Origin of the sequence: Lapidilactobacillus mulanensis (genome assembly GCF_003946215.1) — a bacterium.
GTDB classification, from domain to species: domain Bacteria; phylum Bacillota; class Bacilli; order Lactobacillales; family Lactobacillaceae; genus Lapidilactobacillus; species Lapidilactobacillus mulanensis.
The window spans coordinates 20930-30262 of record NZ_RHOW01000027.1 but is presented as its reverse complement, the minus strand read 5'-3'; the positions used below and the strand labels follow the sequence as shown (position 1 = coordinate 30262).

At 44.0% G+C, this 9333-nt stretch carries 11 protein-coding genes and 2 tRNA genes; 6 read left to right on the top strand and 7 right to left on the bottom strand.

All coding sequences use genetic code 11. From position 1 onward, the window contains the following. Positions 1 to 56 precede the first annotated feature (56 nt). The 3 genes from EKM67_RS07505 to EKM67_RS07495 all read right to left on the bottom strand — a co-directional run bounded on the left by EKM67_RS07505 (position 57) and on the right by EKM67_RS07495 (position 2649). A complete protein-coding gene (locus EKM67_RS07505; protein WP_125578402.1) occupies positions 57 to 467 on the bottom strand; it encodes a DUF4352 domain-containing protein in 411 nt (136 codons plus the stop codon). Positions 468 to 945: 478 nt separating this feature from the next. Continuing rightward, a complete protein-coding gene (locus EKM67_RS10945; protein WP_318531162.1) occupies positions 946 to 1887 on the bottom strand; it encodes a DNA/RNA non-specific endonuclease in 942 nt (313 codons plus the stop codon). 6 nt (positions 1888 to 1893) lie between these two features. Further along, positions 1894 to 2649: a sunset domain-containing protein gene (locus EKM67_RS07495; protein ID WP_125578401.1), complete on the bottom strand. Its 756-nt coding sequence runs from the start codon at positions 2647 to 2649 to the stop codon at positions 1894 to 1896. Between the two features lie 307 nt (positions 2650 to 2956). Here EKM67_RS07495 and EKM67_RS07490 point away from each other — a divergent pair, with 307 nt between their 5' ends. Beyond that, on the top strand, positions 2957 to 3586 hold the full coding sequence (locus tag EKM67_RS07490) for a superoxide dismutase (RefSeq protein WP_125578400.1): 630 nt from the start codon (positions 2957 to 2959) through the stop codon (positions 3584 to 3586). 140 nt (positions 3587 to 3726) lie between these two features. Here EKM67_RS07490 and EKM67_RS07485 read toward each other — a convergent pair. The 4 genes from EKM67_RS07485 to EKM67_RS07470 form a co-directional block, all read right to left on the bottom strand. Further along, positions 3727 to 3799: transfer RNA gene (locus tag EKM67_RS07485), tRNA-Gln, on the bottom strand. A 10-nt stretch (positions 3800 to 3809) separates the two neighbouring features. Further along, a tRNA-Glu gene (locus EKM67_RS07480) sits at positions 3810 to 3881 on the bottom strand. Positions 3882 to 4003: 122 nt separating this feature from the next. Next, the gene (locus tag EKM67_RS07475) at positions 4004 to 4192 is read right to left on the bottom strand and encodes a hypothetical protein (protein ID WP_125578399.1); all 189 of its coding nucleotides are present in this window, start codon (positions 4190 to 4192) and stop codon (positions 4004 to 4006) included. Next, a complete protein-coding gene (locus EKM67_RS07470; RefSeq protein ID WP_125578398.1) occupies positions 4185 to 4514 on the bottom strand; it encodes a hypothetical protein in 330 nt (109 codons plus the stop codon). Before EKM67_RS07470 ends, EKM67_RS07475 begins: the two co-directional genes overlap by 8 nt. 251 nt (positions 4515 to 4765) lie before the next feature. Between EKM67_RS07470 and EKM67_RS07465 the strand changes: the two genes are divergently transcribed. The 5 genes from EKM67_RS07465 (at position 4766) to EKM67_RS07450 (ending at position 9330) form a co-directional block, all read left to right on the top strand. Beyond that, positions 4766 to 6520, top strand: a complete 1755-nt coding sequence (locus EKM67_RS07465) for an ABC transporter ATP-binding protein (RefSeq protein ID WP_125578397.1) — start codon at positions 4766 to 4768, stop codon at positions 6518 to 6520. After that, the gene (locus EKM67_RS07460; protein WP_125578396.1) at positions 6517 to 8241 is read left to right on the top strand and encodes an ABC transporter ATP-binding protein; all 1725 of its coding nucleotides are present in this window, start codon (positions 6517 to 6519) and stop codon (positions 8239 to 8241) included. The genes EKM67_RS07465 and EKM67_RS07460 overlap by 4 nt, the downstream gene beginning before the upstream one ends. Positions 8242 to 8440: 199 nt before the next feature. Further along, on the top strand, positions 8441 to 8707 hold the full coding sequence (locus EKM67_RS10890; protein ID WP_225417346.1) for a hypothetical protein: 267 nt from the start codon (positions 8441 to 8443) through the stop codon (positions 8705 to 8707). Between the two features lie 23 nt (positions 8708 to 8730). Next, positions 8731 to 8928 (top strand): hypothetical protein, encoded by a 198-nt coding sequence (locus EKM67_RS10885; protein ID WP_225417345.1) that lies wholly within the window; start codon positions 8731 to 8733, stop codon positions 8926 to 8928. A 114-nt stretch (positions 8929 to 9042) separates the two neighbouring features. Further along, the gene (locus EKM67_RS07450; RefSeq protein ID WP_164506606.1) at positions 9043 to 9330 is read left to right on the top strand and encodes a type II toxin-antitoxin system RelB/DinJ family antitoxin; all 288 of its coding nucleotides are present in this window, start codon (positions 9043 to 9045) and stop codon (positions 9328 to 9330) included. The last annotated feature ends 3 nt before the right edge of the window (positions 9331 to 9333 follow it).

Genomic DNA, 9333 nt, shown 5'->3' with positions numbered 1-9333 from the left:
CATAAGGGAGAGGCTTCCCTTTTTCAATTCCCAATAATTCATTTACACATAATTATTTAAACACTCTTTTGTTTTGCTTGAATTACCATATAAAAATTTGATGGATCTTGTTCTTCGTCGGAGTTGTTGAGAATAGTGTTATAGATAACTAGAACCTTGGTGCCGTCATCAATCCCGTCACGTACTTCCGATTTAGTGAATGTCATTGTTTCTTTGCCTGCGTAGAAGACGTTATTTTGATAGAACCAATCTTGATCGTCAGTTGTGGGAATACTTCGTGATGACGAAGCAGCCTTTTCGCTTGATTCTGCTTTTTTGGAGCTTGATTCTTTTTTGCTGTCGACTTTAGACGCTTTCTCAACGCTTGATTCGCTAGATTTTGCTGTAGAACTGTCGTTAGAGCTGCTACATGCTCCCAATGCTAGTGTTAGCCCAAACACTGCAGTTAATAATGCGACTTTCTTCATTTACCCATTCCTCCAATACCAGTTGTCTGGTATAATTTATTTTGTGATAAGCATTACCTGAGCCCTCATGCCAATGGGGGCTTTTTTCTGTTTTTTTCCTCTAAATCCAGTTCTGTGAAATAGTACCCGCCCAAGCCGATAAACTATAAGTATCTTGTCGGCCCGATTTATCACTATTTCGAATAAATTCACAATGCTTGAATAACGTTTGTAGCATAAACACATTAGCGTGGCCTTCAATATGATCATCTGTGCTTTTACTAGACACCAAGTGAAGTTTGTTTTTGACACCATACACTGTGTAATACCCATTTTACACGCATTGGTAACAAATCGCGAGAAAAATTATTCTTCACAAGAAGCGATATCAAATAGTTGCTCACGCTCATTATTGAGATATTGATTATTAATAATGGTCTCATAAATTGACTTAGTTTGAATCAAAGGTGAATGGAGCGGTGCGACGTTATTTCTGCATCTACTTGGCAACGCTGCTGCCATCGCCATAATTAATTTGATAGCCATCTTCGATATTAAAGATATACAGATTGAAGTGGATCTGATTGTCGCCGATCGATTGCGCGCGCATTTGCACGCCGCGAGCGACCAATTCGTTGCCGCGATAAATGGGTTTAACTTCGTAACGAACGTAGTGGGCCGAACTGGCCTTGAGATAAGTGGCAACGTCCATTTCGTGCGACAACATCAGGGGATTGTTGAGCGATTGGGTACCTGTAATTAGATTCTTAGGATTATTGTTTTCGCCGGAGAGTTGGAAACCGATCAGATGGCTGCGATTATATAGCCAACCATGCGCGGTCCGTTTATTTTTCCAACCGGTTGGATCCCAGGTTAATCCGGTGCGCTTCTCAGTCGGCATCAGCGTTTGGTTGAGGAGGGCGTTCGCATCCACCGCGCGATTCAGGCCATCGAGGTCGTTATAGGTTTCCCAAGCACCTTTAGCCGTAGAAAGTTCGCTGTTGGAAAAATTGGGATTATTTTGATCGACGGTAATTTCTTGCTCGGTGCCGTAATTCAGATTGGCTAAAGTTGCGGCGGTCGATGTCGCTGGTGTTGTACTTGGGGCCTTACTGGTTGTTGCGGGCGCTTTAGCAGTAGTGGTGGTTGTACTTGCTGCGTTAGTTTTAGTCAGTGAACTTAATTCCTCAGTCAGCCGATCGATGTCTTCTTCGGTTGAGGTGTTGTCAGATTGGATACGCTCAATTTCACTTTCGAGCGAATCATTGTCATCTTTTTGCTGATCGACTTGTTTCTTCTCGGCTTTATAACTCGTGACAATTTTCTGACGCGAGCTCATAATTTCTGCTTGCTTGGTGGTGTCGGCATTTTCCCCACAGGCTACAAGAATGAGTGGTAAGGCTAGCAGGTAAATGAGATTGGTTATTTTTTTATTTTTCATCGGTGATCACCTCAAAGCCTTTCTGTAACCCGCATTGATTGCTTCTTGCTCGGTGTTAAAATAGCGAGCGTTTGCCGAATTCATGTGGTAGCCGGCTTGCCCAGGGACGTGATAAATTTTCGAATTGATATTGCCGATGATCGTTCCTTGTTTGCCGGTCACGATATCGCCGTTATTTGTGGGCGCGCTCGTTGCGGGGGCTGAGGCTGCGGCAGCGGTGGCCGCAGCTTGCCTTGATGCCGCAGCAGTGGAGGCGCTCTGAGAATTGGCTAAACTCAACGCTTGCGCAGCTGCCTGACTCGAGGAGGCTGCCGCTGAACGACTGACGGCTTCTTCACTGGCGACACTGGCCTTGCTAGACGCTAATTCAGAAATACTAACGGCAGCCGCATCTTTCTCAGCGATACTGCTTTGAATCGTTGCTAGCGACTCCGAAGCGGCTTTTGCGGCCAGGTATTTCTTGGCGAGATCCGCGGAACGTTCCTTTTCATCCACTTTATCGGTGGAGACAGCCTGACGTTGCTTTTTCGTGATCGCCACGACTGTTTTAATTTCCGCACTGCTCGAAGTTGATTGGTTGGTGGCAGTTGCACCGATAATGCTGATCACGAATACGATCGCCGTGCCAATGATTAACTTTCCGAAACTGATCCCTTTGATTTCTGTGGGCTTTTTTCGATAAATATTGATCAATCGCCAAACGATCAATCCCATTCCCAAAAGAAATGAGACGATAAATAATAATATAAATAATACTGACATAAATTCCCCTCCGTTTTTCTCCCTATGAGATAAAAAAATTACCTACTAGTTATTTAAAAATAGCTGGCAGGTGCCCTGTGATACTTAAACCGTTGATAACGTAATTGCTGATTTTGTTATCTGATTTAATTTTACCGTAGTTGCTTCGTGAATAAAATAGGTAATCGCTCACAATATACAAATAATCCTGGCACAAATGATGGACCGTGCCATTTTTTTCGTTGCGTGTCAATTGAGCAGAAATATTGATTGGTGTTTCACCAAGATAGTAGGCTGAATATAGAGACAAATAAGGAGGAAAAAAGAGATGGTGTATGAATTACCTGAGTTAACTTATGGATACGGTGATCTGGATCCATTGATCGATGAGCAGACTATGCATTTGCATCATGATAAACATCACGCAACTTATGTGACTAAATTAAATGATGCCTTGAGTAAAGCGGGCGCTGCGCAAGACAAACCGTTGACGGAATTGTTGACGGATCTGGATCAATTACCAGAAGAAATTCGGATGGCTGTTCGCAACAATGGTGGGGGTCATTTGAATCATACCTTGTTATGGCAATGGATGACGCCAGAGAAACAAACGTCATTACCAAGTCAATTAGAAGCCGCGATCACGGATGCGTTTGGTAGCGTGGCCGATTTCAAGGATCAGTTCACCAAAGCCGGCATCGCACAATTCGGTTCAGGTTGGGCGTGGTTAGTAGTTGATGCTGAGGAAAAATTGAAAGTGGTTTCGACACCAAATCAGGATAATCCGATTTGTGATGACCTGCGTCCAATTTTAGGCGTCGATGTCTGGGAACACGCGTATTATTTGAACTATCAAAATCGCCGGCCAGATTATCTCGCCGCATTCTGGCAAGTGATCAACTGGCAATTTGTAGAAGAATGCTACTTGGATAAAGAAGGTAAATATCTACAACTGTAGGAAAAAATTCGTTAATATTTTAAGTGCATAATTAAGGCCTGACAGACGATTTTCCAGTCGTCTGTTTTTTTACTATGGGATAAAAAAACTCACTACTTTTTAAGAAAAGTAGTGAGTTTAGAGGTTCTCTGAAGCATGTCTTGGGATACTAGGGTTCGAACCTAGAAATTATGGATTCAGAGTCCACCGCCTTACCAATTTGGCTATATCCCAATGAATCAAATCACCCGTACGAGAATCGAACTCGTAACTCCACCTTGAGAGGGTGGCGTCTTAACCATTTGACCAACGGGCAATTAAATTATAAGCACAAGAAATAGTGTACCGTATCTGAAAATAATCGTCAAGTCATTTTTACAAAAAGTGTGACAGCAGCACGGTTCAAAAAGCGCTTGATACATGTGGCGGGTCGAACTTTCAATGCTTGTTGAGGAGCAATTCGTAAATCAGGGTGCCGATCAGTGTGATCACGGTTAAGAGGAGGCTCGCTAAAACCACGTAAATGAGCCAAGGCCAGTCGATCAGCTGATCTAAGATCCACAGCGAAATTGTGAGGACGACCAGCGATACAACTCGTTGGGTCGAGTTAAAGCGGAAATTATTCAAACGAAAACTCCACCAAATATAAACCACGGTCGGTCAGGTGCGAAGTGGTCAACCAAACGTCGGCAAATTTCTGGTTGTCGACCGTATCACGCGTCTGTTTGAATAATTGATCAATTTTTGCATATTGTTGTTCCACAAACTCATAATTCAGTCGTTCCACATGCAGGCGCATCTCAGGAAATAGCTGATGCTGACCAGGAACGGGTAACTTATCTGAAAAAGCATAGGTCACTTGATTCGAGTAAACGCGCGGTTCGCGCACAACTTCTGGTGCGGTCAAAATAAATTGAATTAATTTCTCGGTAATTTCTAAATGTGTCATTGTTGATCCCTCACTTAGTTAGATTGTAGCACTTTTGCCGTGAAATCTGGAATAATTCTGACTGCAGACTTTGCGGCCCAGACGTAAAACTTTTTCTAAGAAATCTGCGATCAGACTATTATGGCTGTTTTTTTGTGACGAAGGCGGTAAGATAATATGGGTAAGTAATTGTGTTCGTCGCCACTGAAATGTCTTGCCTTAGCCAAACATTTCAACCTGTGGCGCCTCACAACTTGTTTTAGGAGGATATTATGTGGGCATTACGTTGTTTTTTAATTCCATATCGGGGCCAAGCAATTTTGGGCGCGCTTTTTAAATTCGTTGAAGTTATTTGTGAGTTGATTTTACCCAGTCTAATGGCAGTGATCGTTGACTCTGGTGTCAAAAATCATGACGCGGCACTCGTTCGTCGTTATGGTTTGTTGATGATCGGCATCGCCATCTTAGGTTTCAGTTCTGCGCTAGTCTGTCAATACTTTGCGGCGAGAGCAGCGCAAGGTTACGGAACGGATCTGCGAACGGGTTTGTTCGAACGGATCACACAATTGTCTTATCATCAGCAAGACGAGTTTGGCGCGGCGACCTTAACGACGCGACTGACCAATGACGTGAATCAGATGCAACTCTGGGTCGCCATGTCGATCCGCCAAGTTTCGCGGGCGCCATTTATGATTATCGGGTCATTATTAATGACGTTTATTTTGGATTGGCATTTAGCGCTGATTTTATTGGTGGCAACGCCAATTTTAGGCTTCGTGGTTTATTGGCTGACCACGCGGATGTCGCCACTTTATCGTCGCTATCAAGCCCAACTTGATCATCTTTCCGCAGTTGTCAAAGAAAATTTGTCGGGTGTGCGGGTGATTCGCGCGTTTGCCAAGACAGACGTTGAAACGGAAAAGTTCAATCAAGCCAACGATGCGCAAACACAAACGGGGTTAAAAATAGGTCGTCTTTCTGCACTCTACAATCCGCTGACCGCAACGGTGGTTAATATGATGGTCATTTTTATTCTGTGGATCGGCGGCGGCCGTGTGAATACCGGCTCGCTCGATCAAGGAACGGTTTTGGCGTTCATTAATTACGTCAATATGATCTTAGCAGCCGTTTTGATGTTGTCTAATTTGGTAATTTTATTGACCAAAGCGATGGCATCGTCAGCCCGGGTCAAAGAGGTTTTAACAACAGAACCGGAAATTGAAAGTGTCACGCAAACACCAGTTACATTAACGACCAATGAAAAAGTGAACGTTCAATTCGACCAGGTCAGTTATTACGCCGCATCCACGGAAGAACAGCGCGGACAGGCGATTCTTGATGATCTTAACCTAACGATCAATGCGGGTGAAATTATCGGGATCATTGGGGGAACTGGTGCGGGCAAATCGACCCTGATCGATTTATTACCGCGATTTATTGAACCGACCACCGGAACGATTCAATTATTCCAACAAGACATTGCCAAAATGCCGATTTCGCAATTACGACAATTGATCAGTATCGTGCCTCAACAGATCGAACTTTTTTCAGGCACGATTGCCAGTAACTTGCGTTTCGGCAATCCAGATGCAACCGAAGACGAGTTGTGGGCGGCCTTAAATGTGGCGCAGGCAACGGAATTCGTGCAACAAACGGATGGACAGCTGCAGGCACGAGTCGAGCGCGGCGGTCGTAATTTTTCCGGTGGTCAACGCCAACGGATCGCAATTGCACGGGCACTGGTCAAGCAGGCGCCATTGTTGTTGCTCGATGATGCAACGAGTGCGCTGGATTATTTAACCGAAGCACATTTCCGTCACGCTCTCGCACAACAGCCGTGGTTGCAGAACACGCTGATTATTTCCCAACGCATTGGAACGGTCATGCATGCGGATCGCGTCATCGTGCTCAGGAATGGGCGGATCGTCGGGTTCGACACCCACGATGAATTGCTTAAGAACAATCAATTTTATCAACAACTGGTGGCAAGTCAGTTGGATCAAGATCAGGCAGGTGACCAACAATGAAAATGATTAAACGCTTGCTAAATTATTTTGAACGTAAACAGCAATTGATCTGGGCAACGATCCTGATCATCGGCTCAGTTTTGGGAACCTTATTTGCGCCAGTGATCGTCGGACGAACCATCGATCAGTTGGTGGGCAGAGGGCAGGTTCGCTTTGCCCAATTGAATCAGGATATTTTATGGTTACTCGTTTTGTATCTGGCGAGCAGCTTGTGCCTGTGGTTGGCAACTTGGTTTACCAACGAGATCGCTTATCAGGGCGTCAATAATCTGCGCCACGATTTATTTGCTAAGCTGAATTTTTTACCGCTCCGTTTCTTTGACACGCAGCAACACGGTGATATTACCAGCCGCTTCGTTAATGATGTCGAGACAATTTCCGATGGTGTTTTACAAGGCTTGCTGACTTCGATCCAGGCGGTTTTTACGATCGTCGGCGCCATCATCTTGATGCTGTACATGGATTGGGTGATGGCACTAATGGTGCTAGTCACGGCGCCTTTGTCCTATCTGACCGCTAAAATTATCACACAAAAGTCGCAGCATTATTTTAGAATGCAGGCTGATGATCTCGGTAACTTAAATGGTTATGCGGAAGAAACGATTGCGGGATTGCACACCGTCCAAGCATTCGCGCATGAAAAACAAGCCCGGGCAGAATTTCAAAAGCGGAATCAACAACTTTATTCGACGGGCTTCACATCGCAATTTATTGCCTCTTTTGCCAATCCTACGGCGCGGGTGATCAACAATGTGATGTATGCTTTCATCGGGCTCACAGGTGGTCTGAGGGCTGTTTCTGGGCAGATCACGGTAGGAGAGATCTCTAGCTTCCTAATTTTCGCGACGATTTTTGGCAAGCCGTTCAGTGATTTGACCAGCTTAAGTAGTCAATTTCAATCTGCTTATGCATCCGCGAAACGGATCTTTCATATTATCGACCTGAAAGATGAAGTGGCCGATCCGACAATACCGCGCGTGATCGATCAAGTTGTGGGTAAAATTGAATTCAAACAAGTCGACTTTAGTTACGAACCGGATCAACATTTGATCACGAATTTAAACTTAACGATTCAGCCCGGTCAACAAATTGCCATCGTCGGCGAAACTGGTGCCGGTAAAACGACACTGATCAATTTATTGATGCGTTTTTACGACGTAACCACCGGAACAATCAGCTTGGATGGCGTTGATATTCGCCAACTGACCCGCGAAAACTTGCGCCGGCAATATGGCTTAGTCTTACAAGAAACGTGGTTATTTTCTGGAAAGATTCGTGATAATATCGCTTTTGGCCGACCGAGTGCAACTTTTGCCGAGATCAAACAGGCCGCCGTTGAAAGTGGTGCGGCGGAATTTATCGAGAAATTGCCACAAGGTTATGATACTGTGCTGCAAGCTGAAAATAATAATCTTTCTTCCGGCCAACAACAATTATTGACGATCGCTCGCGTGATGCTGGCAAATCCGCCGATGTTGATTCTTGACGAAGCGACGAGCAACATCGATACGTATACCGAAGCTAAAATTCAACAGGCGTTTAATACACTGACCTCGGGACGCACGAGTTTTGTGATCGCCCATCGTTTGTCGACGATCCGCCAAGCCGATTTGATTTTAGTCATGGATCATGGTGAAGTGATCGAGCAGGGGAACCATCAGACTTTATTGGCGCAGAATGGGGCCTACGCCAAACTTTATCATAGTCAGTTTGAAGATTAATGGTTTCAGGAATCGTTTGTTAAAAGAGTGTAGGTGTCCTTACCGATAGAATAAACACTTGCCATTTTTCTGAAATAAATTGTATAATGAGAATATAAATCAACTGCGTATAATGGTTCAGCGTTGAGCCTAAGGGCTCATGCTGGATCTTTTTTTGCGTAAAATTAGTTTACCGTATTGAAAATAGGAGGAATTTTGTTTGAAATTTTATATGAATTTACCACGGAATCACAAGGAATTTGCGGTGTTTATGGCGATCATTTCCATTATTTCAGTTAATATTATCGCACCACTGATTACTTGTTTCGAAATTGGGTTTCATTGGCAAACTTGGCAACAGGTGCTGCCGATCATCCCAGAAATCTGGTTGTGCGTGATAATCATGGTTTTGATTACTTACCGGCCAGCTGAATGGCTTACAGGTAAAATTGTGCTGAAAAAGACAGTTTTAATAGTCATATCTTAGTCAATGTACTGTGTACGGTTTTGATGATGTCCATTTTCTTGACCGTTTTCGGAACTTGGATCGGCCAACAGCACGTGAGCATGCAACCTCTGCAACATTTCTTTTATCTCTGGCCACGCAACTTCTCAATTTCATTCGCAGTCGAATTGTTGGTCGCACAACCAATTGCGCGGTTAGCAATGAATCGATTGCATCAGCATCAAACCAATGCCGCGAGTTAATCCGATTTTCCCAAAGACTCCTGTTTAATTACAGAAGTGCTTTTATTAACCTTGATTCAAATTTGTTGACATTGTACGAACAACGTATTACATTTTAGGCGGGAGATGATTATTATGATTGAAAAAACAACGAAGAAAACAGACGCAAAAATTTACGTCCGCGTTGATTCAAAGGTTAAGCAAGAAGCAAATGAAATTTTTCAGGCAATGGGTATGGATCTATCCAGCGCCATCACAATTTTTCTGAAACAAACGATTGCCGAAAAGGGACTGCCATTCCGACCTGCCACTCGTAAAAGCCTGATGGAACAAGCGGTGGAAGAAATCAAAGCTGGAAAAACAGAAACTTTTGATACAGTTGATGAATGGTGGGAGAAATTAAATGACGACGATGAAGGTTGAGCA

Coding starts and splice junctions, on each gene's coding strand:
- EKM67_RS10885 (WP_225417345.1), top strand. CDS start 8,731: ATGATGTCCATTTTCTTGACCGTTTTCGGAACTTGGATCGGCCAACAG.
- EKM67_RS07470 (WP_125578398.1), bottom strand. CDS start 4,514: ATGACACATTTAGAAATTACCGAGAAATTAATTCAATTTATTTTGACC.
- EKM67_RS07495 (WP_125578401.1), bottom strand. CDS start 2,649: ATGTCAGTATTATTTATATTATTATTTATCGTCTCATTTCTTTTGGGA.
- EKM67_RS07505 (WP_125578402.1), bottom strand. CDS start 467: ATGAAGAAAGTCGCATTATTAACTGCAGTGTTTGGGCTAACACTAGCA.
- EKM67_RS07450 (WP_164506606.1), top strand. CDS start 9,043: ATGATTGAAAAAACAACGAAGAAAACAGACGCAAAAATTTACGTCCGC.
- EKM67_RS10945 (WP_318531162.1), bottom strand. CDS start 1,887: ATGAAAAATAAAAAAATAACCAATCTCATTTACCTGCTAGCCTTACCA.
- EKM67_RS07460 (WP_125578396.1), top strand. CDS start 6,517: ATGAAAATGATTAAACGCTTGCTAAATTATTTTGAACGTAAACAGCAA.
- EKM67_RS07490 (WP_125578400.1), top strand. CDS start 2,957: ATGGTGTATGAATTACCTGAGTTAACTTATGGATACGGTGATCTGGAT.
- EKM67_RS07465 (WP_125578397.1), top strand. CDS start 4,766: ATGTGGGCATTACGTTGTTTTTTAATTCCATATCGGGGCCAAGCAATT.